General features: G+C 68.7%; 21 protein-coding genes. 9 read left to right on the top strand and 12 right to left on the bottom strand.

The window, feature by feature from the left end; translation table 11 throughout:
• Positions 1-668: GntR family transcriptional regulator (locus tag DW298_RS11585; protein ID WP_240745111.1), on the bottom strand; the 668-nt coding region annotated here is incomplete at its 3' end.
• 368 nt (positions 669-1,036) lie between these two features.
• Here DW298_RS11585 and DW298_RS11580 point away from each other — a divergent pair.
• Entirely contained in the window at positions 1,037-3,697 is a 2,661-nt protein-coding gene (locus tag DW298_RS11580; protein WP_136042630.1) for a penicillin acylase family protein, read from the top strand.
• A gap of 57 nt (positions 3,698-3,754) precedes the next feature.
• Complete coding sequence (locus DW298_RS11575; RefSeq protein WP_168429467.1) at positions 3,755-4,516, top strand: alpha/beta hydrolase; 762 nt, start codon at positions 3,755-3,757, stop codon at positions 4,514-4,516.
• Between the two features lie 152 nt (positions 4,517-4,668).
• Here DW298_RS11575 and mnhG read toward each other — a convergent pair whose 3' ends face one another.
• Genes mnhG through DW298_RS11545 form a run of 6 tightly spaced genes read right to left on the bottom strand, consistent with a single transcriptional unit; the run spans position 4,669 to position 11,023 of the window.
• Positions 4,669-5,058, bottom strand: a complete 390-nt coding sequence (gene mnhG, locus DW298_RS11570) for a monovalent cation/H(+) antiporter subunit G (protein ID WP_136042618.1) — start codon at positions 5,056-5,058, stop codon at positions 4,669-4,671.
• The gene (locus DW298_RS11565; protein ID WP_136042617.1) at positions 5,055-5,324 is read right to left on the bottom strand and encodes a monovalent cation/H+ antiporter complex subunit F; all 270 of its coding nucleotides are present in this window, start codon (positions 5,322-5,324) and stop codon (positions 5,055-5,057) included. The genes mnhG and DW298_RS11565 overlap by 4 nt, the downstream gene beginning before the upstream one ends.
• Positions 5,321-5,911, bottom strand: a complete 591-nt coding sequence (locus tag DW298_RS11560) for a Na+/H+ antiporter subunit E (RefSeq protein ID WP_136042616.1) — start codon at positions 5,909-5,911, stop codon at positions 5,321-5,323. Before DW298_RS11560 ends, DW298_RS11565 begins: the two co-directional genes overlap by 4 nt.
• On the bottom strand, positions 5,908-7,461 hold the full coding sequence (locus DW298_RS11555; RefSeq protein ID WP_136042615.1) for a Na+/H+ antiporter subunit D: 1,554 nt from the start codon (positions 7,459-7,461) through the stop codon (positions 5,908-5,910). Before DW298_RS11555 ends, DW298_RS11560 begins: the two co-directional genes overlap by 4 nt.
• On the bottom strand, positions 7,458-8,057 hold the full coding sequence (locus DW298_RS11550) for a Na(+)/H(+) antiporter subunit C (protein ID WP_136042614.1): 600 nt from the start codon (positions 8,055-8,057) through the stop codon (positions 7,458-7,460). The genes DW298_RS11555 and DW298_RS11550 overlap by 4 nt, the downstream gene beginning before the upstream one ends.
• On the bottom strand, positions 8,057-11,023 hold the full coding sequence (locus tag DW298_RS11545; RefSeq protein ID WP_136042613.1) for a Na+/H+ antiporter subunit A: 2,967 nt from the start codon (positions 11,021-11,023) through the stop codon (positions 8,057-8,059). The genes DW298_RS11550 and DW298_RS11545 overlap by 1 nt, the downstream gene beginning before the upstream one ends.
• Before the next feature lie 119 nt (positions 11,024-11,142).
• Here DW298_RS11545 and DW298_RS11540 point away from each other — a divergent pair, with 119 nt between their 5' ends.
• Entirely contained in the window at positions 11,143-12,642 is a 1,500-nt protein-coding gene (locus DW298_RS11540) for a hypothetical protein (protein WP_136042612.1), read from the top strand.
• Between the two features lie 31 nt (positions 12,643-12,673).
• Here DW298_RS11540 and DW298_RS11535 read toward each other — a convergent pair whose 3' ends face one another.
• Positions 12,674-13,732, bottom strand: coding sequence for a LacI family DNA-binding transcriptional regulator (locus DW298_RS11535; RefSeq protein WP_136042611.1), 1,059 nt, complete (start codon positions 13,730-13,732; stop codon positions 12,674-12,676).
• Between the two features lie 60 nt (positions 13,733-13,792).
• On the opposite strand from DW298_RS11535, the gene DW298_RS11530 reads away from it, so the two are divergent.
• Positions 13,793-15,031 (top strand): MFS transporter, encoded by a 1,239-nt coding sequence (locus DW298_RS11530; RefSeq protein WP_136042610.1) that lies wholly within the window; start codon positions 13,793-13,795, stop codon positions 15,029-15,031.
• A 6-nt stretch (positions 15,032-15,037) separates the two neighbouring features.
• Here DW298_RS11530 and DW298_RS11525 read toward each other — a convergent pair whose 3' ends face one another.
• Together DW298_RS11525 and DW298_RS11520 are read right to left on the bottom strand one after the other, a co-directional pair.
• Positions 15,038-15,685: a response regulator transcription factor gene (locus DW298_RS11525; protein WP_136042609.1), complete on the bottom strand. Its 648-nt coding sequence runs from the start codon at positions 15,683-15,685 to the stop codon at positions 15,038-15,040.
• Positions 15,682-16,878: a histidine kinase gene (locus tag DW298_RS11520; RefSeq protein WP_136042608.1), complete on the bottom strand. Its 1,197-nt coding sequence runs from the start codon at positions 16,876-16,878 to the stop codon at positions 15,682-15,684. Before DW298_RS11520 ends, DW298_RS11525 begins: the two co-directional genes overlap by 4 nt.
• A gap of 116 nt (positions 16,879-16,994) precedes the next feature.
• On the opposite strand from DW298_RS11520, the gene DW298_RS11515 reads away from it, so the two are divergent.
• Positions 16,995-17,888, top strand: coding sequence for a GAP family protein (locus DW298_RS11515; protein ID WP_136042607.1), 894 nt, complete (start codon positions 16,995-16,997; stop codon positions 17,886-17,888).
• A 56-nt stretch (positions 17,889-17,944) separates the two neighbouring features.
• Positions 17,945-18,640: an endonuclease NucS gene (gene nucS, locus DW298_RS11510; protein WP_136042606.1), complete on the top strand. Its 696-nt coding sequence runs from the start codon at positions 17,945-17,947 to the stop codon at positions 18,638-18,640.
• Between the two features lie 25 nt (positions 18,641-18,665).
• On the opposite strand, the gene DW298_RS11505 is transcribed toward nucS, so the two are convergent.
• Complete coding sequence (locus tag DW298_RS11505) at positions 18,666-18,998, bottom strand: response regulator (protein WP_136042605.1); 333 nt, start codon at positions 18,996-18,998, stop codon at positions 18,666-18,668.
• 143 nt (positions 18,999-19,141) lie between these two features.
• Between DW298_RS11505 and DW298_RS11500 the strand changes: the two genes are divergently transcribed.
• Positions 19,142-19,807, top strand: coding sequence for an HAD hydrolase-like protein (locus DW298_RS11500; protein WP_136042604.1), 666 nt, complete (start codon positions 19,142-19,144; stop codon positions 19,805-19,807).
• Between the two features lie 136 nt (positions 19,808-19,943).
• Here DW298_RS11500 and DW298_RS11495 read toward each other — a convergent pair whose 3' ends face one another.
• Entirely contained in the window at positions 19,944-20,150 is a 207-nt protein-coding gene (locus tag DW298_RS11495; RefSeq protein WP_017203899.1) for a cold-shock protein, read from the bottom strand.
• A gap of 568 nt (positions 20,151-20,718) precedes the next feature.
• On the opposite strand from DW298_RS11495, the gene DW298_RS11490 reads away from it, so the two are divergent.
• Entirely contained in the window at positions 20,719-21,543 is an 825-nt protein-coding gene (locus DW298_RS11490) for a shikimate 5-dehydrogenase (RefSeq protein WP_275087530.1), read from the top strand.
• Between the two features lie 32 nt (positions 21,544-21,575).
• A complete protein-coding gene (locus DW298_RS11485; protein ID WP_136042603.1) occupies positions 21,576-23,414 on the top strand; it encodes a substrate-binding and VWA domain-containing protein in 1,839 nt (612 codons plus the stop codon).
• Positions 23,415-23,419: the final 5 nt, after the last annotated feature.

Below are 23,419 nucleotides of genomic sequence, written 5' to 3'. Positions count from 1 at the left end.
GTGCGGTCGAGCTCCTCGGTGCGGTCGAGCTCCTCGGTGCGGTCGAGCTCCTCGGTGCGATCGATGATGCTCGGCAGCACCGAATCGAAGAGCGTCACGATGGCGGCGCGGGTGGCGCCGGCGTCGCGCTGGCGAACGGCTTCGCGGATGGCGATGGTGGATTCTTCGACGGCCGCCCAGTCGAACGAGCCACGTGCGTGCTGCGAGAAGCGGCGGATCTGCGGCCCGAGGAACTCGATGACGCTCACGCGCGTGGAGTTGCCCTCGATGCGCGCGAAACCGATCGTGATGGCGCGCAGCGCTCCCCCGAACTCGAGGACATCCTGATTCAGGACCGCGGCGGACATGTCTTCGGTGAGGTCGACGAGATACGTGACGTCGTCGGCCTGGATCAGCGGCATCGCATGGCGTACCGACCCGATCCAGATGTCGCCGAAGAGCGCGATCGCGTCTCGGATCTGGTCGAGGTCGAGAGGCGCCACCCGCGTGTAGCGGTTGCGCTGCATCTCGACGAGTCCCCCTTCGGCGAGCCGCGCCAGCGCGTGCCGCACGGGCGTCTTCGATGTCCCGAGATCCGCCGCGAGCTCGTAATCGCGAATCCGTTCGCCCGGCCGTAGCTCGCCGCTGACGATCGCATCCCGCAGCCGGTGATAGACGTCTTCACTCACCGAACGCCGTTCCAGCGCACCATCCATGCCCAACAAATCACACCCTCCTTCGACCACCGTGGTTCCCCCACCACTCGATGCGGCCGATACCGGCAGCCCCGACACTCTCGCGCCGAGCCTCCGCATCGTCCCCTATTCGCGCGTAGCGCAACGGGTAACATAACACATTCACCTGAATGGGAACCGAACGGTCCCGCGGTCTGTGCAGTTCCTGCAGTCCAGCCTCATCGGGCACGTCCGAGCGATCGTCGTGGAGCCCCGCGGCGAGCGCTCTGGCCGATATGATGCGAGGGCGCGACCCTGAAACGCGCACTGGGGCTCGGTGGGACTGAGTTCCACCTGTCTACCCGAAAGAGTTCTCGACGATGATGACCGATTCGCAGGAGTCCGCCGTACCTTCTCGCCCCTCACTGGGCGTTCGCATCGGACGTATCGCGTTCCTCGTGGTGGCCGGGATCATCGTGATCGCCGTCGCTGCCGCGTTCGTCGTGACCTGGACGATCCAGCGGTCGTTCCCGCAAACCTCGGGCGCCATCGAGCTCGACGGTCTGAAAGCCGAGGTCACGGTGCAGCGTGACGACCGCGGCATCCCGACGATCACCGCGGACTCGACCGACGACCTGTTCTACGCGGAGGGCTTCGTGCACGCCCAGGACCGGTTCTTCGAGATGGACTTCCGCCGGCACGTCACCGCGGGGCGCGTCGCCGAGATGTTCGGGGAATCCCAGGCGGCGACCGATGCGTTCCTGCGCACACTCGGCTGGCGCGCCGTCGCCGAAGCCGAGGTGGAGGCGATGGACGACACCACGCTCGGCTACTACGAGGCCTACGCCGACGGGGTCAACGCGTACCTCGCCACGCGATCCGGCGCGGAGCTCTCGCTCGAATATGCCGTTCTCGGCATTCAGAACCCGGACTACGCGCCCGAGCCGTGGGAGCCCGCCGATTCGGTCGCCTGGCTCAAGGCCATGGCCTGGGATCTGCGCGGCAACATCGAGGATGAGACCGAACGCTCCCTCCTGGCCGCCGAGCTGACCGCCGGTGCGGACGATGCGGGCGAGGCGGTCGACACCGGCGAGCTGCTCGCGAAGCTCTACCCCGAGTACCCGTTCGACGAGAACCCGGTGATCGTCCCGAAGATCTCGTCGGTGCCCGCACTCGACACCGGCGCCGAACCGACCGCGTACACTCCGACCGAATCGGACGACGGGATCCAGCAGGCGACCACCACGATCGAGTGGAAGGAGACCTCGAGCGTCATCGAAGCCGCGAGCGAACTCGTCGGGGACGTCGGCGAGGGGATCGGGTCGAACTCCTGGGTCGTCTCCGGCGACCTCACCGAGACGGGCATGCCGCTGCTCGCGAACGACCCGCACCTCGGCGCCTCGCTGCCGTCGGTCTGGTACCAGGTGCAACTGAAGTGCTCGACGGTGAACGATGCCTGCCCGTTCGATGTCGGCGGATTCTCCTTCTCCGGGCTTCCCGGCATCGTGATCGGCCACAACCAGCACGTCGCGTGGGGGTTCACCAACCTCACGACCGACGTGACCGACCTCTACGTCGAGCGGGTGGTCGGCGACGAGTACTGGCGCGACGGGGCACTGGTCCCGCTCGAGCAGAGCACCGAGACGATCAAGGTCGCCGGCGGCGACGACATCGAGCTGACGATCCGCTCGACCGTGCACGGGCCCATCATCTCGGGACTCACCGACGACTTCACCGCGATCGCCGATGACCCGGAGCCGGCACTCGCGGAAGGAACCGAGGCGCCCGCCGCCCCGCCCGCCGGGCAGGACGACGCCGAATACGCCGTCAGCCTGCGCTGGACCGCCCTCGACCCCGGCACGACCGCGACGGCGATCTTCGCCCTCTCGACCGCGCAGGACTTCGACGACTTCCGCTACGCCGCCTCCCTCTTCGACGTACCCGCGCAGAACCTCATCTACGCCGACACCGAGGGGAACATCGGCTACCAGACACCCGGGCGCCTCCCGATCCGCGGTGCCGGCGACGGATGGATGCCGCAGCCGGGATGGGACAGCAGCTACGACTGGACGGGCTACATCCCGTTCGAGGAACTGCCCGTCTCGTACAACCCGAGCTCGGGGTACATCGTCACCGCGAACAACGCGATCGTGACCGACGACTACGCCTACTTCCTCTCCCGCGACTGGGATTACGGCTACCGTGCAGCACGGATCGCGCACCTGATCGAGCGACACGCGGCCGTCGCCCCGCTGACCGCACAGGACATGCGCGACATCCAGATGGACGACGAGATGTGGATCGGCACGCAGTTGGCGTCCGCCATGGCCGACGTGGACGTGAGCCGGGCGGACGTGCGGGAGGCCGTGGACCTCCTCCTCCCCTGGGACGCCCAGAACACGGCATCCTCGCCCGCGGCCGCCTACGCCAACGTGCTCTGGTCGAACCTGGTGCAGAACATCTTCGGCGAGCGCGAGCAGCCACTCCCGATCGACGGGCAGGCACGCCTGTTCACCGTCGTCGCCGACATGCTCGACGACCCGTCCGATCCGCTCTGGAGCAACCCGAAGATCGACGTCGACGGGATGGACGCCATGCTGGCCCTGTCCGCCGAGGAGGCCTACGACGAACTCGTGTCCCTGCAGGGTGACGTCCCTGCGCGGTGGAACTGGGGCGACCTGCACGCGATCACCCTCACCAGCGACACGCTCGGTACCTCGGGGATCGCGCCCATCGAGGCCCTCTTCAACCGCGGACCGTACCCGGTGGGCGGCGGAGCATCGGTGGTGAACGCGACCGGGTGGGAGCTCGGCGTCTCGTATGCCACCACGACGGTGCCGTCGATGCGGATGGTGATCGACCTGTCCGACTTCGACGCCTCGACCTGGAACCACCTCACGGGTGCTTCGGGTCACGCGTTCCACGAGCACTACACCGACCAGACCGCCGACTGGGCCGTCGGGGTGCAGAAGCCGTGGGCATATTCCGCGAAGGCGGTGGATGGCTCGACGGTGGACACGCTGATCCTGTCGCCGGCCGGCTGACCGGTGCGCTGCGCCGTCCTGAAGGGGCGGCGCAGGTTGCTCCGATACCGTGGGTGGGTGCCATCCAGCTACCTCGCCCCGAAGGGCACCACCGTCACGCTCCTCGAGTTCGAGCACTCCGGCGCCACACTGATCGCCGAGACGTTCGGCGAAGGCCCGCACACCTACCTCCTGCTGCACGGCATCGGCATGGGGCGGAGCGTCTATCTCGACGTCGTGCAGCGGCTCGACGGCCGGGTGATCGCGTTGGACCTTCCCGGTTTCGGCGAGGCACCCGAGCCGGAGCGCACGTTCACCATGGAACGCCACGCCGACCTCGTCGCGGCATACCTGAAACACGTGGACTCGGGCCCGGTGGTCGTGATCGGCCATTCGATGGGCAGCCAGATCGCGGCGGAACTCGCAGCTCGGCATCCCTCGCTGGTGGAAGGGGTCGTGCTGGCAGGACCCACCGTGAACAAGGCGGCGCGCAACATCGCGTCTCAGGCCCGCTACCTCTTGACCGACCTGGTCGGCGAGCGGCCGCTGGTGATCTGGCGCGGCGCCCGGGAGTACCTCCGTGGGGGCCCGCACCTGATCCGCAAGATCCGTGCCACCGTCGTGCATGAGCCCGAGGACGCCTTCGTCCGCATCGAGTGCCCGGTGCTGGTACTGCGCGGCGAGGACGACCCGCTCGCCCCGATGAGCTGGTGCCGGGAGATCCTCGACGCGATCCCCGGGGCCAAGCTCGAAGTCATCCCCGATCACGGCCACGGCACGCTCATCAGCGACTCCGAGCCCGCCGCCCGCCTGATCCACGAATTCGCCGCCCGTCTCTGACGCTCGGACCGTGCTCGCGCGGGCTTGTCGCGGCAGGTGTTCACGCGAGAACAGGCAACCGCTCCGATTCAGGCTGTTTCTGCGCCGAACTGCCTGATCCCGCGCGCTTGCCTGATCCCGCGCGGGTTCCTGAGGCAAACTCGGCGGGTAGCTCAGCCGGCGGCGGGAGGAGTCTGCTTCGATTCGGCGAGCTCATCCACGACGAGACCGCGCTGTTCGATGGTGCCGTTGCGGTAGGCCTGCCGACCGACCATGTGCGCCGACAGCGGGGCGGTAGCGAACTGCATCAGCACGACGGGGGCGACGAGCACGAACCCCAGCAGGATGCCGCCGATCGACCGCTGCGACAGGGCGATCGCGATGCAGATCAGCAGCAGGCCGAGCACCTGCGGCTTGGTCGCCGCGTGCAGACGGGACGGCACGTCGCGGAAGTGCAGCAGCCCGACCGCGGCCGACAGGCACAGCAGCGCACCGAGCAGGATGAGCACCAGCACGGCCACGTCGATGACCGGATCGGGGATCATGAAACCGAGGATGTTCATGAGGTCGTGTTGTCCCTTCTCGCGACGAACCGGGCGACGGATATCGAACCGAACACCCCGATCGCGGCGATGATGAGGAGCACGGGGATGTTGCGGGTATGCCCGTTGATGGCCATCTCCGCTCCGAGCACGCACATGACCTCGGTGAGGAGCACGTCGGAGGCGACGGCGCGGTCGAGGATCGACGGCCCGCGGACGATGCGGATCAGCGTGAGGATGGCGGCGATGCCGAAGACCACCATGATCAGCAGCAGCAGGATGTTCATCGGGCGCCTCCCGTCGATCCGGTCAGGCCGGCGCGCTGGTCGGCCTTGAGCGCACGGTACTGCGCGGGGTCGCCGAGAGCCCGCACGACCCGTCGCTCCCAACGCAGAACTCCGGCGCGCTGCTTCTCGACGTCGTCGAGGTTCCTGACCCCGATCACGTGCAGGTACAGGATGCGCCTGTCGCGATCGGTCTCGACCACCAGCGAGCCGGGGATGAGCGACGACACGACGGCGACGTGCGTCATGACCAGGTCGTCCGCGTAGCGCAGCGGCACCGCGATGATCGCCGTTCCCGGCTGGCGTCGGAAGTCGAACACCTGCACGGTCACCGAGATGGCTCCGCTGAGCACCGCGAACAGGAACTGCACCACGAACAGCGCGGCGTAGCCGATGTTGATCCGGCCGGAGAGCTCGACGGTCGGCAGCCGGAAGACGCGGGTCACGAAGATCGCGACGACGAGTCCGGTGAGGAAAGACAGCACGGTGAACTGCGCCCACAGCAGCATCCACAGCACGACGAGCCAGGCCAGGAAGGGCAGCTGCACCCGGATGTCGCGCCAGAGGTGGCGTTTGGTCTGTCGTCTCATCCGCCCACCTCCTCTTGCAGCTGCACGAGGCTGACCGGCTGCAGCAGTGCGGCGCCGATGCGGTCGCAGAGCGCGTACAGAGGTCCGGCGAAGATCGTGAGCGAGACGGTGACCGCGACCATACCCGCCGTGGCGACCGTCATGATCTTCGGGATGCGACGACGCTCCTGCTGCTCGTCGGCGGCCGGCGCGTTGCCGAGGTACGAGATGCGCCCCTCGGTCTCGGTGGAGTCCTCCTCCTCGCGCCAGAAGGCGAGGTTCCAGGCGCGCATGAGTGCGTACAGGGTCAGCAGCGAGGTGACGATGCCGCCGAAGATCAGCACGATCATGATCGGCGTGCCGACGGATGCTGCCGCTTCGAAGAGCGCGAACTTGCCGATGAATCCGGAGAAGGGCGGGAGCCCACCCAGGTTGATCGCGGGCACGAAATACAGCACGGCGATCACCGGTGCGACCTTGAGCAGTCCCTTGACCCGCAGGATCGAGGTGCTGCCGGCTCGTCGTTCCACGAGTCCGACCGCGAGGAACAGGGTCGTCTGCACGACGATGTGGTGGACGATGTAGTACACGGTCGCGCCGATCGCGGCGGGTGTCGCTATCGCGAGGCCGAAGATCATGTACCCGACATGGCTCACGAGTGTGAACGACAGGATTCGTTTGAGCTCGGCCTGCGCGACCGCGCCCAGCACACCGACGATCATGGTCGCGAGCGCGATGATCAGCAGCAGGGTGTCGATGCTGTTCGAGGCGAAGAGCTGGGTCTCGGTGCGGATGAGGGCGTAGACGCCGACCTTGGTCAGCAGGCCCGCGAACACCGCGGTGACCGGCGCGGGGGCGGTCGGGTACGAGTCGGGCAGCCAGAACGACACCGGGAAGATGGCCGCCTTGATGCCGAACGCCACCACGAGCATCAGATGCAGCACGAGCTGCGTCTCCTGCGGCAGCTCCGACATGCGCTCGGCGATCTGGGCCATGTTGACCGTGCCGAGTGCGCCGTAGATCATCGCGATCGACGCCAGGAACAGGATCGACGACACCAGCGAGACCACGATGTAGACGGCGCCGGTGCGGATGCGCGACTCGGTGCTGCCGAGGGTGATGAGCACATACGAGGCGACGAGCAGGATCTCGAAGCCGACGTAGAGGTTGAACAGGTCGCCCGCGATGAACGCGTTGAAGATGCCGGCCGCGAGGATCAGGTACGAGGGGTTGAAGATCGAGATCGGGGTCTCGTCGGTTCCGTCCGCGGCTCCCTGGCCGATCGAGAAGAGGAGCACGGCGAGCAGCACGATGCTCGAGACGAGCACCAGGAGCGCCGCGAGCCGGTCGACGTAGAGCACGATGCCGAACGGCACCGGCCACCCGCCGACCGAGACCGCGAGCGGGTCTCCGGAGTCGACGACCACCAGGAGGACGGCGGCGATCACCGAGACGGCGGCGAGAGTCGCCACCGTGACGACGACCTGGAGGCGCGCGTTCCGGCCGAACACGAGCGTGATGGCGGCTCCGAGGAGCGGCAGAGCCACGAGGAGCGGAACGAGAGAGGTCATGGGCGGCCCTCCTCGTTCTCGTCGTGGTCGTGGGGTTCGTCGGGGGTGCTCGAATCACTCTCGGCGGGGCCCGAAGAGTGTTCGTCTCCCCAGCCGGTGGGCGCATCGAACGGCGCATCGTCGTGGATGGCGGGGTGGTCGCGCATGTGCAGCACCGTGATCGGTGCGGTCTGCACACCGACGAAGTCGGTGGTCGCCTCGTCCTCGTCGGTCTCGGACTCGTCGTCCATGAGGTCTTCGTCGGCGTCGGTGCGCTCGCGGAGCGCGATGTCGGCCTCGTCGTCCTCGACCGTGTCGGCCTGACCGAGCTGCCAGGAGCGGTAGATCAGGGCGAGGAGGAAGGCCGAGACCGCGAACGTGATCACGATGGCGGTCAGGGTGAGGGCCTGCGGGAGCGGGTCGCTCATCTCGCCCTCGGTGCCGAAGAACGGCGCATTGCCCGGAACGCCCATCACGATCAGCAGCAGCAGGTTCGTGGCGTTGCCGAGCAGGAGGAAGCCGATCAGCACACGGGTGAGGCTGCGCTCCAGCATCGCGTAGACACCGCACGCGAAGAGGATGGCCATGATGACGATCAGGGTGAGCGAGACATCCATCAGCTGCTCCCCCTTCCGCGCGAGAGGAAGCCTTCAGGGCCGGGGGTCGAGCGGAGCGCCGCCTGCCGGTCGACCTCGGCCCCGAGGCTGCGCAGCACGTCGAGGACGAGCCCGATCACGACGAGGTACACGCCCACATCGAAGATGGTCGAGGTGACGAACTCCATGTGCCCGATGCCGGGGATCTCCCACTCCCAGAACGTGCTCGTCAGCGGCGCGAGTCCGAAGAAGAGCGGGACGACGGCTGTGCCCACGGCGAGGATGAGGCCGGTTCCGAGAAGTCGGCCGGCATCCGTCGGGGCGGCGGCACCGAGCTCCCAGCGTCCTCCGGCGATGTAGCGCATGACCAGGGCCATGCCTGCCACGAGTCCGCCCGCGAAGCCGCCGCCCGGGAGGTTGTGCCCGGAGAACAGCAGGAAGATCGACACCACGATGATGGTGTGGAAGAGGATGCGGACGATGACCTCGAGCAGGATCGATCTGTTCTCGGGCTTCATCTTCTGGCCGCCGACGAGCCACGCCCGCGGGCTGCTCTCGTTCTCGGAGTTCTGGAACCGGATGCCCTCGGTCGTCTCGACGAGCGGACGGCTGCGTGCGGCCTTGCGCGTCGCCTTCGGCAGGTTGTTGGTCGCGGCGAGCAGGTCGGCCCGGTGCGTGACGAACACCAGCGAGGCCACGCCGGTCGCGGCGAGCACGAGCACCGACAGCTCGCCCATCGTGTCCCAGCCGCGCAGGTCGACGAGGGCCACGTTCACGACGTTCTTGCCGTGACCGATCTCGTAGGCGATCTGCGGGAAGACCTCCGAGATCGGATCGGCGATGCGGGACTGCGTGGCGACGACCGCGACGAAGGCCATCGTCACGCCGACGCCGATCGCGAGGAGCGCCCGGGGGACCCGCCCCACCGAGGCGTTGTGCTCGCCCATCCGCGCGGGGAGGCGGCGGAGCACCAGCGCGAACGTGACCATCGTGACCGTCTCGACGAGGATCTGCGTGAGCGCCAGGTCGGGTGCGCCGCTCGTCGCGAACAGGACGACCATCCCGAGCCCCGTGACCGAGACGAGCACGACGCCCGTGTAGCGCTTCTGCGCCCGGACGGCGAATACCCCGGCGATGGCCATGATCGGGGCGACCACGATCTGCGCCGGCGTGTGCCAGGCGGAGAGGTTGTACCGATCGATGTCGCTGGCGATGAGGGCTGTGACCTCCGCGGCGACGAAGACCACGAAGATGGTGCCGACGTACACCGGCAGCGAGCCGCGCTGCGTGAGGGTCGTGCTGAGCACCGAGAGACGGTCGATGCCGCGCATGACCAGGTAGTACGCGTCGGCGGCGGTGAAGGGCAGGACGCGCGGTCGGCGATCCCAGCCCTTTCTGCGGGTGAGCAGGAACAGCCCGATGCCGAGCAGGATCGACAGGATCGAGATGCCCAGGGCCGGCTCGAGGCCGTGCCACAGCGCGAGATGCCCCGGTCCCTCGACGGCTTCGCCCGCGTGGTCGAGCCCGGGGGTCGCGGTGAGGGCGTATCCCTGCAGGGCAGTGTCGAGCGCAGGAGCCCCGATGCCCGCAGCGAGCGTGACGCCGGCGAGGATGATCGGTGCCGACAGGAATCCGACCGGCGGATCGGGCCAGGCGGTGTCGGGCAGCTGGCCCTGGTCGTCGCGCTTCTTCCAGAAGGCTCCCCAGAGGAAGCGCGCGCCATATGCCGCGGTCAGCATAGAACCGAGCACTACGCCGATCAGGGCCACCAGACCCCACGGGGAACCACCCTGGGCGTCGTCGAGCAGAGCCGTGAGCGTGGACTCCTTGGCGACGAACCCGATGGTCGGCGCGATACCGGCCATCGACGCCACGGAGATGAATGCCGCCGTCGCCATGACCGGCGCCTGCCGCCCGACGCCGGAGAGCTCGGTGATGTCACGGGTCGACAGCTGGCGGTCGATGACGCCGACGATCAGGAAGAGCGCCGACTTGAACAGGGCGTGCCCGATCACGAGCGCCAGTCCGGCGAGCGCCGCCGCCTGCGTGCCGTATCCGACCGCGATCGCGAAGAAGCCGAGCTGGCTGACCGTACCGAACGCGAGGATGCGCTTGAGGTCGGTCTCGCGCAGCGCCTGGATGCCGCCGATCAGCATCGTCAGGATGCCGAGCGTGATCACGATCGGACGCCAGGGAGCGCTGAAGGCGAAGATCGGAGCGAATCGCGCGATCAGATAGATGCCGGCCTTCACCATCGCCGCGGCGTGCAGATACGCGCTCACCGGAGTGGGCGCGGCCATCGCGCCGGGAAGCCAGAAGTGGAACGGGAACAGGGCCGACTTGCTGATCGCGCCGATCAGGAGCATGACGATCGCGGCATCCACCGCAGGACCGGTCGGTGCGATCTCGAGGATCTCCCGGATGCTGGACGTTCCGGTGTCGACCACGAGGATTACGACACCGACGAACATCACGAGTCCGCCGAGCGTGGTCACGAGCAGGGCCTGCAGTGCCGCACGGCGGCTGGCCGCACGGCGGCGGTAGTGACCGATGAGGAGGTACGAGAGGATGCTCGTCACCTCCCAGAACATGACCAGCATGACGAGGTCGTCGGTGAGCACGAGGCCGTACATCGCCCCCGCGAAGCCGAGCAGCACCCCGGCGAACTGACCCACGCCGGCAGAGTCCTCGTAGAAGTACCACCGGCAGTAGAGGAGCACGAGGGCGCCGACGCCCGTGACGATCAGCGTGAGCACCCACCCGAGCACGTCCATGTTCATGGACAGGTTCAGCCCGAGCTGCGGGATCCACTCGACCGACTCGAACGGGACCGGCCCGTCGAGCACCTGCGGCGTCATGACCAGCGCATGCACGAACGCGGCAGCCGGGACGAGGGCGGCGATGGCGAAGGCCTGAGCTCCGAGCCAGCGCACCAGAACGGGCATCAACAGCGACCCGAGCAGGAACACGGCGAGGAGCATCAGCATATACGCGGCTCCCTCGGGGGTCGTCGGCCTTGCGGCCAGGCGGGGGGTGTCACAAGCAGTTTACCCGGGCGAAGAGTCCGCCCGGCGCGCGGGTTGCACGATCGTGCGAGAGTGGTCGCATGCGGCGGGTCTGGGTGCGGGAGCTGGCCGGGTGGTTCGGCGCCCTCGGGCTCGCGCTGATCACCACCGCACAGGTCGCATCATCCGCACGGTCGGAGTTGTTGTTCCGCGACAGTGATTCCCTGGTCGTGGCCATGTTCGCGCGCTCCGTGCTTTCCGGCGAACCGATGGACTGGGCGATGTCGAGCGTGCTCTTCCTCCCCGAATCCACGGTGTTCGCCGCGCTCGACGCGATCTTCCCGCTGGACGTGAACGCGCTGCTCGCGGTGAACGCCGTGATCAACGTGATCGCCCTGTACGGTGCCCTTCGGCTCGTGGCGGGTCGACGCAGAGAGGGCCGGGCACCCGTGGCATGGTCCCTCTTCGGACTCGCCGTGTTCTGCGCCATCGCCGTGACCGAGCTCTCGGCGTCCCGCGATGCTCTCGAGCTCGCCTCGCTGCAGCTCACGACCACCTACTACTCGGCGTCGGCGGTCGCCGTCGTGCTCTCCGTCGGGCTGGTGCGTCGAGTTCTCGATCGCGAGTCGATGAGCGTCGGTCTCCTTGCGGCTCTCGGCGTCACGGCAACGGTCTCGACCCTGTCGAATCCGCTCTACGCGGCCTGGGCGACGGTGCCGATCACGGTGCTGCTCGCCCTCCTGGCCATCCGATCACAGCGACGGTTCCGGTGGACACTGCTGCTCGCGGTGCTCCTGGTCGGCACGGCGCTCGGCTTCCTCGCACGTATTCCACTTCAGGCATGGATCGCCAACACCGGTGCCGGCTACGCGCAGCCCGAGCGGTGGCCCGAGTCGATCGGCTACTACGCCGAGCTCGTCTCCGCCCGGCTGTCGACCCCACCGGGGGTGCTCGGCTGCCTGATCGTGCTCGCCCTTCTCGTGCTCGCAGCGGTCCGCACGGCACGCGCCTCGGACGAGGGCTCACGGTTCGTCGCCGCGCTCGCCTGGCTCATGCCCGCGCTCGTGGTGATCGGCGCGATCGCACTCGGCACCCACGCGGCCCGCTACCTGCAGCCGCTGGTGTTCGCTCCCGTGCTGGCCCTCGTCGCCATGCCGCGCACGGGATGGATGCCGCTCAGCCTTCGATCCGTGCTCGCGGCCGTCGTCGCGGTGCTGCTCGCGATCGGCGGCATCCTGAGCATCCCCCGGCTCGCTGCGGCCGCCGAGGCCGCCGACCCCGACCTCACCTGCGTCACCGACTGGGTGAACGCCTCCGGCCGCACCGGAGCCGGTCAGTTCTGGACCGTCCGTCTGCCGAAGCTGCACCTCGACGACCCGGCGCAGCTCGTGCAGGTCGATCATGAGCTGCGCGGCTACGCCTGGCTGGTGAACCGTCGCGATTTCGACGTCGGCGAGGTGACGTTCCTCGTGGAGGATGCGCAGACCGTCCCGTGGAACCTGCCCGCACCCGCCATCCCCGACGAGGTGATCGACTGCGGCCGCTACCGCATCCTCGATCTCGGCGATACGGTGCTTCCGCTCGGACCGCAACGCAGCTGACCGCGGCTGCCGACGCGTCCGAGGACGGCGCTCAGCGCGGCGCAGGGCCGGTGGTGCTGCCGGCGCGGAATCGGCAGGTGAGATGCTGCGTGATCCCCGGTTCCCCTCGCAGCATGCGGGCGACCTGCTCCCCCGCCGCACGGCCCTTCTCGACCGCCGGCTGCACGCTCGTCGTGAGGGTGAGGTCGCCGAGGCCGTCCAGTGCGATGCCGTCGAAACCCGCGACCGAGAGGTCTTCCGGGACGCGGAGCCCCAGCTCCTCGGCCGCACGGATGACGCCGACGGCCAACAGGTCGCTCTGCGCGAGCACCGCCGTCGGCCGGGTGTCGGGATCGGCGAGCAGCATGCGTCCGACCAGCACTCCTTCGTCGATGAGGCTGCCGGATGCCGAGATCGCGGGGGCGTCGGGGAACACTTCACGGGTGCCGGCCAGCCGATGGACCGTCACGTCGACGGTCGCGTTCGCGAGGCGCTCCGGCGTGACCGCCGCACGTTCCCGGTCGCTGTCGAGCGGAAGCGTGACCAGCGCGACGTCGCGGTGGCCGAGGTCGCGTACGTGCTTCGCGATGTCAGCCGAGGCCGCCGCGTTGTCGAGCGTGATGCGGGGGATCGCCTCTCCGGCGTCGCCCTCGATCACGACGACCGGGAGTCCGCGGCCGACGACCACCTCGAGGGATGACCGGGTGCGTCCGGAGCAGCCGATCAGCACGACGGCGTCGACGGGAGCATCGGCGATCGCCGTGCCCTCCCCCGGCTCGTCGCGCATCAGCAGGATGCCGGCGCTGAGTTCGGCGAGCCCGTCGGTGAGCCCGTCCATCATGGCGGTCGTCACGGGGTCGAGGAAGGCCGCACGCAGGTGACCTTCCAACACGACGGCGACGATGCCGCTGCGTCCGCGTCGCAGGGAGGCCGCGCGGGGGTCCGGTCCGGCGTAGCCGAGCTCGGCGGCCGCGGCCAGCACGCGCTCGCGGGTCGCGGGGGCCACCTTCGCCTTTCCGCTGAAGACGACCGAGGCGGTGGACGTCGCCACACCCGCCTCGCGTGCGACGTCGGCGATCGTGGGCCGACGCGGCGTCTCCTGACTGCTCATGCTTCGAGGATAGCTCGCTTCCGTTCCCCCCGGTCGAATCGATTCGATAGGCTGTCCGGCATGGAAGCAGCCCTGACCCGTTCGCAGTTCGTCCGCTGGCGTGCCGCGATCTTCGCCATCTTCCTGGCGAGCGGCCTCTCGATCGCGACCTGGGCGTCCCGGGTTCCGGGAATCAAACTGGCGCTCGAGCTGGACAACGCGCAGGTCGGGATGCTGCTGCTCGGCATGGGTGTCGCGTCGATCATCGGCATCTCGACGAGCCCGGCGGTGATGGCGCGCACCGGTGCCCGCCGCGGCATGCTGGCGGCGATGCTCATGTTCGCGGTCGGCATCGCGCTCGTCGGCCTCGGCGCGACCGTGTTCGGCTCGGTGACCGTCGTCCTCATCGGCATGGCCCTGTTCGGATTCGGCAACGGCTGCGTCGACGTCATGATGAACGTCGAGGCCACCGCGATCGAGCAGCAGATGGGCCGCACGATCCTCCCCGTCTTCCACGCCTTCTTCAGCTTCGGAACCGTCATCGGTGCGGGGATCGGCGCCCTCGCCGCCCACCTCGCGATCGATGTCGCGACGCATGCGGTGTCCATGGGCGTGCTGATCGCCGTGATCGCGGTGGTCTGCTTCTTCCAGGTGCCGGTGCGCGAGGCCGCTCTCGATCCGGAGGACCACGTCAAGCCGCCGTTCCGCGAGCGGATGCACACCGCGCTCGAGGCCTGGCGCGAACCCCGCACCTACCTGCTGGGCACGGTGATGCTCGGGATGTCGTTCGCCGAGGGCGGCGCGAACGACTGGATCGCGCTCGGCACCGAGCAGGGTCATGGCTTCGCGGAGGGCACGGGAGCCGTGTCGCTCGCGGTGTTCTCCATCGGGATGACGACCGTGCGGCTGTTCGGCGGGCCCCTCGTCGACCGCTTCGGACGCGTCGCGGTGCTGCGCATCCTCGCCGTCGCCGCGGCGTCCGGGATCCTGCTCTTCATCCTCGCGCCCACCTTCCCGCTCGTGCTGGTGGGAGCGGCGCTGTGGGGCGTCGGCGCCTCGCTCGGGTTCCCCCTCGGCATGTCCGCCGCGGCCGACGACCCTGCCAAGGCCGCGGCCCGGGTGAGCGCGGCTGCCACGATCGGCTACATCTCGTTCCTCGGCGGCCCGCCCGTGCTCGGCGTCATCAGCGAGCACATCGGCCTGCTGAACACGCTGTTCATCCTGGTCGGCCTGGTCGTACTCTCCGGACTGTTCTCGGGTGCCGCCCGCCCGCTGCGGGAAGACGAGAAGACCCCCGCGGCGAGCGCCGAGCAGGGCTGAGCGCGCTCAGTCCTCGCTGCCCCGCACGATCGCGGCCGCGTGCGACCTGCTGCGCGCGCCGAGCTTGGTGAGCACGTTCGACACGTGCGTCTTGACGGTGGGCACCGAGATACGCAGCCGCGCCGCGAGTTGCGCATTCGACCAGCCCTGCAGGATGCCGTCGAGGACTTCTCGTTCGCGAAGGGTCAGGTCGGCCCGCTCCGTCGCGCCCGATGCCGACGACGGCGCCTCCACCCCCTGGGCCACGGCGGCGAGCGCACGCCGCGTCACCCGCGGATCCAGCGCTCCTTCTCCCGCGGCGACGGATCGCACAGCCTGGACGAGCGCGGGGGCATCGACCGTCTTGAGGAGGAAGCCGACCGCACCCGCGCGTATCGCCCCGAGGACGAGTTCATCCTCGTCGAAACTGGTCAGCACGAGCACGTCGCCGAGTCCGCGTTCGACGATCTCCCGCGTGGCCGAGATGCCGTCCCGGCCGGGCATCCGCAGATCCATGAGCACCACGTCGGGTCGCAGCGCGGCCGCATTGCGCACGGCGATGTCGCCGTCCGCGGCCTCGCCGACCACGAGGATCCCGTGTGCCTCGAGCATGATGCGCAGCCCCGCCCGGATGGCGCCGTGGTCGTCGGCGAGCAGTACGGTCGGCGCGCTCACACCCGCACCTCGAGTGGAAGTCGACCCTCGACCGACCACCCGTCCGCGTCGGGGCCGGCAGCGAAGAATCCGCCGAGCGCTCCCACGCGCTCCCGCAGCAGTTGCAGACCCCAGCCTTCTCCCCCGTGCGTGGCCGCCGCGCTGGCGACGCCTCCGCGGGAACGTACGCGCACCTGCAGTTCGGCGTTCCGCTCCTTGATCTCGACGTCGACGTCGGCGCCGCCCGCGTGCCGGGTGCAGTTCGTCAGGGCTTCCCGCACGATGCGGACGACTGTCTGCTCTGCAGCAGCTCCGAGCTCGGGCGCATCCGGGGCGTCGAAGCGGACGACGAGCCCCGCGCGTTCGGCCTCTCGGACGATGCCCTCCAAGTCGGCCCAGCGCGGTGTGGGCACGAGGGCGCCGTCGCCGCGGCGGAGCACCGAGATCATCGACCGCAGCGCGCCGTGGGCATCCAGGCCTGCATCGCGCACGGCCTGCAGTGCTTCCCGGTCCTTCGTCTGGTCGGGCGTCGTGGAGAGGGCGGCTTCCGCTCGGATCGCCATCGCCATCACGTGGCCGGCCACCACGTCGTGCAACTCGCGCGCCATCGCCTCGCGCTCGCGCTGCACGGCCTCCACGCGATCCCGCTCGGCGACGGCCGCCGCGTCATCTGCGCGTTGGCGGTGCAGTTCGGCGAGTTCCTGCGCCTGGGAGACGGCGACCGCCCACCAGTAGTCCGTGCCGAAGATCGCGCCGAATTGCACCCCGACGAGGAAGGCGACCGCGAAGGGCATGTCGGTGAAGAGCCAGGCGGCGACGAAGAGGATGACCGTCGATGCGCTGAGGAGCACCAGCAGCACGCGGCGACGACGCGGGCCGGAGAGGAAGACCGCCGTCCACAGCACGTCGAGCAGCACGACGACCGTCCCGATGCCGCCGACCGTGAGGAGGTCCGCGACGAAGAGAAGCGACACGAGGCCGAGCACAGTCACCGGCAGGCGTCGCTTGGCGAGCGCGAGCCCACAGGCCGGAAGCGCGAAGGCGAGCGCCCACCACGGCGACACCGGCCCCGACAGGAGGGAGAACGACCCCCACACGCCGCGGAATCCCAGCGCCGCCATCACGACGGCGAGCAGTGCCATCGCGACCGGGTCCGCCCACCAGCGGTGCCGGGAATACCAGGCTCCGGGTACGCCGTCGACCTGCTCGTGCATGACCTCATGCAACCACGGAGCGGTCGCCGTCGCATCCGTCGAAGGGATGAGCAGCCCACGACGAACGCTACTTTCGCCCGATCCGCGGCCGCACCCGCCCGCGCGACGGTGGCACTATGGAACTCTTCGGCGGCCTGCCGCTCCCCCTCTCCCTCGCGCTCCTGGCGCTGCTCGACGGCCTCAGCGTCGGCACACTGCTCATCCCGGTCTTCCTCCTGCTGCACCCCGGCCGCGTGCGCGCCGGACGCATCCTCCTCTACCTCGCGACGATCGCGGTGTTCTACCTCGTCGTCGGGCTTCTCTTTTTGTGGGGGCTGGTGAACCTCGTCGACGTGGCCGCGGACTTCCTGGCGTCTCCGGCGGGACTGATCGTCCGCCTCGTCGTCGGAGCCGCACTCCTCATCACCGCCTTGGTGATGCCGACGGGCGAGAAGCAGCCGAAGAGGGGCGCCGCTGCGCCCGAGGCTGCGCCCGTCGCGTCCGCGCCGCAGGTCTCGCCGTGGACGGGGATGCCCGTGCGTGACAACCCTGCTCCGGCGACGATGGCGCCGCCCCCGCCCCCTGCCGCTGCGGACCGGACCGGAGTGGCGGCAGCTCCCCGTCCGGGCCGCATCACGCGATGGCGTGAGCGCCTGCTCGATCCCCGCACCCGGGGCACGGCCGTGATGGCCGTCGCGATCGCCGCGGGGCTCGTGGAGATCGCCACGATGCTGCCGTACATCGTCGCGATGACGATGCTCGCGGATGCTGCGGTCGACACTCCTGTGCGGGTGCTGTCGCTGGCGGGATACTGCGCGCTGATGATCCTCCCTGCGATCGTGCTGCTCCTCCTCCGCATCGTGGCCGCTCCTCTCGTGCAGCGTCCTCTCGAGCGCTTCGCCGCCTGGATGGAGCGCACCGGCGCAGAGAACACCGCCTGGATCATCGGCATCATCGGGTTCCTCATCGCCCGCTCCGCGGCCACCGAGCTCGGGCTCTTCGAGGCACTCGGGAACGTCCTCGGCAACTGATCGCCACGCGCCCCGGGGCGGCGAAGAACACCGCGGCGACGAAGTAGGCTCGACGGGTGCGTCTCGTCATCGCCCGCTGCTCGGTCGACTACACCGGTCGGCTCAATGCCCATCTCCCGCTCGCCACGCGTCTGCTCGTGCACAAGGGAGACGGGAGTCTGCTCGTGCACTCCGACGGCGGCAGCTACAAGCCGCTGAACTGGATGAGCCCTCCCTGCTCGCTGTCGAGCGAGGAACCGGGCGAGGAGGAAGCGAGCGCCGGCGTCGTCGAGGTCTGGCGCGTAACGCACAAGAAGACCGGCGATGCGCTGCGGGTGCAGATCTACGAGATCCTCCACGACACCTCCCACGAGTTGGGCATCGACCCCGGGCTGCAGAAGGACGGCGTCGAGGCCGACCTGCAGCGACTGCTCGCCGAACAGGTCGAGCGCATCTCGGAGGGTGCGACGCTCGTGCGCCGCGAATACCCGACGGCGATCGGCCCGGTCGACCTGCTCGTGCGGGACGCCGACGGCGCCGCGATCGCGGTGGAGATCAAGCGCCGCGGCGACATCGACGGCGTCGAACAGTTGACCCGGTACCTCGAGCTTCTCGGCCGCGACCCGCACCTCTCCCCTGTGCAGGGTGTGTTCGCCGCACAGGAGATCAAGCCCCAGGCCCGCGTGCTGGCCGAGGACCGCGGCATCCGTTGCCTGGTGCTCGACTACGACGACATGAAGGGCATCGAGTCGGGCATCCCCCGCCTGTTCTGAGCCTCGGCCTCGTGGCCCCCGCCGATCAGCGCGCCGCCATCAGGCGAAGAACCGGCCCCTCGAGTCGCGCGACCGCGATCTTCACCTCGGTTATCTCGAGCTCGACGAGGCGGAGCCGCTGATCGACTCGGTCGAACCGTTCATCGATCCGCTCGAACCGTTCATCGATCCGCTCGAACCGTTCATCCACCCGTTCGAAGCGGCGGTCGATGCGATCGAATCGCACCTCGAGCTTCACATCCTGCGACGCGAAGCGCGCATCCATCCGAGTGATCATCCAGCCGAACCCGCTGACGATCGCGACCAGAGTCGCCGCTGCTGTCGCCAGCATCGTGATGACTTCCACCGACACGTACATGCCTCCATTCTCACCTGTGACTCCACTCTTGTCACGACCTTATATGAGGACATTTCGCTCTCACATAAGGTGTGAACAAGCTTTTTCGGGGCACAGCTGTGCAGGAAGAATGACCGTCGCCGTCGGGCCCATAGGCTGGAAGCATGCCCCACTCCCCCTATTCCTGCGTGCTGTGGGACGTCGACGGCACGATCATCGATGCCTCCGTCGGCATCCTCCGACGCCTGAACGTCGCCCTCACCCACTTCGGCCGGCCGGCACCGACGCGCGAAGAGCTCGTCCACTGGATCGGGCCACCCATGTTCCAGTCGTTCCAGGACCAGGCGGGAATGACCCCCGAGGAGTCCCGCGAGGCGGTCACGTTCTACCGCACGCTGGGCAAGGCCGACGGTTACACCACCGACGTGGCCACATACCCCGGCGTCACGGACCTCATCCACGAGCTGGCGGCGGCGGGCATCCCGCAGGCGACGGCCAGCTCGAAGCCGGAGATCCAGGTCGACGCCCTCGTCGACCATTTCGGCCTCCGCCCGTCGTTCCTGACGACCGTCGGTGCGACACCTGATGAGTCGACGCTCGCTTCGAAGACCGACATCGTCGCCGAAGCGCTGCGGCGGCTCCGCGAGCTCGGCGCCGACACGTCACGGCCGGTGCTCATCGGCGACCGTCATCACGATGTCGAGGGCGGCAAGGCCAACGGCGTCCCCGTGATCTTCGTCGAGTGGGGCTTCAGCAACTCGCACGAGGGCGATGAGGCGGAGTTCCGCGTCACGACCGTGGCCGAGCTGCGCGCTCTCCTCCTCGGCTGACAGCGGCTACGGCACCCGCGAGCACCTGACGCTCACCGTGCCTGCGCGCCGGAGCGGACCCGCCGGAAGCACAGAACTCCCCGCCGGATGACGCCGTCATGGCGCTCCGGTCGGGGAGTTCGTGTTCCCGCCCGTCTCAGACGGGGCGGATGTTCTCTGCCTGCAGGCCCTTGGGGCCCTGTGCCACATCGAACTCGACTCGCTGGTTCTCTTCGAGAGACCGGTAGCCGGATGACTGGATGGCGGAGTAGTGCGCGAAGACGTCAGCGCCTCCGTCGTCGGGGGAGATGAAGCCGAAGCCCTTCTCCGAGTTGAACCACTTGACCGTGCCCTGGGTGCTCATGTACTGCCTGTTCTGCTGATGAAGAAGCCGACGCAGGTATGCCCCGACATCGCTAACGCTAGTGGAGGAGCCCCCGAGCGGAATAGCCGCTGCAAGAAGGTAATCCAAATGTTGCATGAGCGGCACACGGCCGTCATCCGGGGGATTCAGCGGCACACGAGCGGAAGGCGCCGAGAAAATGGTGTGGCCCTCACCGCGGGGGGAGCGATGAGGGCCGAAGACGACCGGAGGGTGCGTCAGAAACAGCCTAGCTCCTTTTCGGAGTGCTTGTCCCCCTTTTGGGGGACAAATCCGAAAATCACGGCGCGGGACGCGATAGCGACCCCCTCGAGCAGCCCATTGGGGACTGAGCTACTCGAGGGGGCCCAATCGCGTGCACGGATCGTCTTGCCCCTGGGGTGGGCGGTTCGTCTCCTGGGGAGAGACGAAGACGATCGATCCCCGTGTGCACGCACCTTCACCCTAGGGGAGGACGCGCGGTCCCGTCACGGGCCTCGCCCGGGCGAGTCCCGACCGGGCGCAGGCGCCGATCCGCGCAAGGGAAACGATGCGAAGGTAGCCTGATGCGGTGACGCTGCTCAACAAGGACATGACGCTCTGCATCTCGCTGTCGGCGCGGCCGAGCAACAACGGGACGCGATTCCACAACCACCTCTACGAGGCGCTCGGGCTCAACTGGATCTACAAGGCCTTCGCCCCGACCGACCTCGCCCAGGCCATCGCCGGCGTGCGCGGACTCGGCATCCGCGGCTGCGCGATCTCCATGCCGTACAAGGAAGAGGTGATCGCGCTGGTCGACCGGATGGACCCCTCGGCGAGCGCGATCGATTCGGTCAACACGATCGTGAACGATGCGGGCGTGCTCACGGCGTACAACACCGACTACTCCGCGATCGCGCAGCTGATCGCGCGCAACGAGCTCGACCCGGCGGCCTCCGTGCTGCTGCGCGGCTCCGGCGGCATGGCCAAGGCGACCGCAGCCGCCTTCCGCGACGCCGGCTTCACCGATGTCACCATCGTCGCCAGGAACGAGTCGAACGGACGCGCGCTTGCCGGTCTGTACGGGTTCCGCTGGAGCGCGGACGTGTTCGATTCGACGGCGGACATCCTCGTCAACGTCACCCCGATCGGGATGGCCGGGGGGTCGGAGGAGCAGTCGCTGTCGTTCTCTGAGGCGGCGATCGCCGCGGCATCCGTCGTCTTCGACGTCGTCGCACTGCCCGCCGAGACGCCCCTGATCGCCGCGGGTCGGGCCGCCGGCAAGATCGTGATCACCGGCGCCGAGGTCGCGACCCTGCAGGCGCTCGAGCAGTTCGTGCTCTACACCGGCATCCGCCCGAGCGCGGAGCAGGTGCAAGCAGCCGAGGAGTTCATGCGCGCCGGAACGGCGTGATCCGGAGCCCGATACATCGGTACCCTTGGCGCATGAGCGCGCCTCGCACCGCACGAAGGACCACCATCCGGCGAACACCTGTCGCCCTCGCGACGGCGGCGATCGTCGCGCTGGTGCTGGCAGCCTGCACCGGCGGGGGAGAAGAGCCCACCCCCGACGGCAGCCAGGGCTTTCCCGACGACGGCTGCACGCACATCACCGTGGCGACCTCGTCGGAGAAGGTCAACATGCTCGATGAGCTGGCTACCGCGTTCAAAGACTCCCCGGAGCACGAGAAGCTCGACACCTGCGCCACCGTGCGGCCCACCAACGTCTCGTCCGGCAATGCCGCCCGCTACCTGACATCCGGCGAGGACTGGCCGAGCGACGACCGCGCCCTGTGGCCGACCCTGTGGTCGCCCGCCTCCACGGTCTGGACCGACCGCGTCGCGGCAGCCGCCTCGCAGAACCTCGTCGGCACGCCCGCATCCTTCACGCGCACACCCGTCGTGTTCGGGATGCCAGAGCCGATGGCCAAAGCGCTCGGCTGGCCAGACAAGCCGATCAGCATCACCGACCTGGAGGGCCTGTGCCAGGACCCCGACGGCTGGGGGAGCGTGGGCAAGGACATCTGGGGCGCTTTCAAGATCTCGAAGACGAACCCCAACACCTCGACCACGGGGCTGTCGACCATCCTGATGCAGTCGTACGAGGCGTCGGGCAAGGCCGAGGGGCTGACGTCGGCGGATGTGGATGCCGCGGCCGACTTCTCCCGCGTGTTCGAGGAGTGCGTGATCCACTACGGCGACACCACCGGCAACGTGCTGTCGACCCTGTACGACGAGACGCAGAACGGCGCCAACGGCTCGGCTTACGTCTCGGCGGTCGCGCTCGAGGAGACCTCGCTGCTCAACTACAACAAGGGCAACCCCGACTCGCACACCGTGCAGCCGGGAGAGACCCTGGTCCCGCCGAAGACCAAGCTGGTCGCGGTGTACCCCGCGGGCGGCTCGATGTGGTCGGACAACCCCGTCACCGTGCTCGGCGCCGACTGGGTGACGCCCGAGCAGCGCACAGCAGGTGAGGCCTTCGCCGCCTTCCTCCAGACCGAGGCCGCGCAGAAGATCCTCCCCGAGTACGGCTTCCGTCCGCTCGACGAATCCGTCCCGCTGGGCAACCTGTTCACGGCGAACTTCGGCGTCGATCCCGCACAACCCACCGTCACGCTGCCGAAGCCCGAAGTAGACGTGATCTCCACCGCGATCGACCAGTGGACGCAGGTGCGCAAACCCTCGTCGGTGCTCGAGCTTATCGACATCTCCGGCTCGATGGACGAGCCGATCGGCGACGGCCGCTCCCGGCTCGACGGGGCGATCCAGGGCGCCCAGACGACGCTCGACCACTTCCGCTCCACCGACGAGGTCGGCGTCTGGGCATTCACCACCGGTGTCTCCTCCGACGAGGGCGAGCACATCCAGGTGCTCCGCGGGGTCACCCCGCTGGGCGCCGACGGCGAGAAGCTCAACTCCTCCCTCGACGACCTCCGCTACGCCGAGCGCAACGGCACGCCGCTGTACGACGCGGTGCTCACCGCGTACGAGGTCATGAGCGAGCGGGCCGAGCCGGGACGGATCAACGCGATCGTGGTGCTCTCGGACGGTGAGGACACCGACTCCACGACATCGCTCGACTCGCTGATCGCCAAGATCGGCAAGAGCACGAAGGAGGGCGGCACCGACGCCCCGGTGCGCATCTTCCCGATCGCCTACAGCTCGGCGGCCGACACCTCGGTGCTGCAGCGGATCGCCGATGCCACGGGCGGCCAGATGTTCGACGCTTCGGATGCCGAGCGCATCGACCTCGTCTTCGCCTCCGTGATCAACAACTTCTGAGGTGG

Source organism: Microbacterium sp. A20, assembly GCF_004794515.1.
GTDB lineage: Bacteria > Actinomycetota > Actinomycetes > Actinomycetales > Microbacteriaceae > Microbacterium.
Note: the sequence above shows the minus strand (reverse complement) of the source record. Positions and strands in the feature narration are given on the sequence as shown.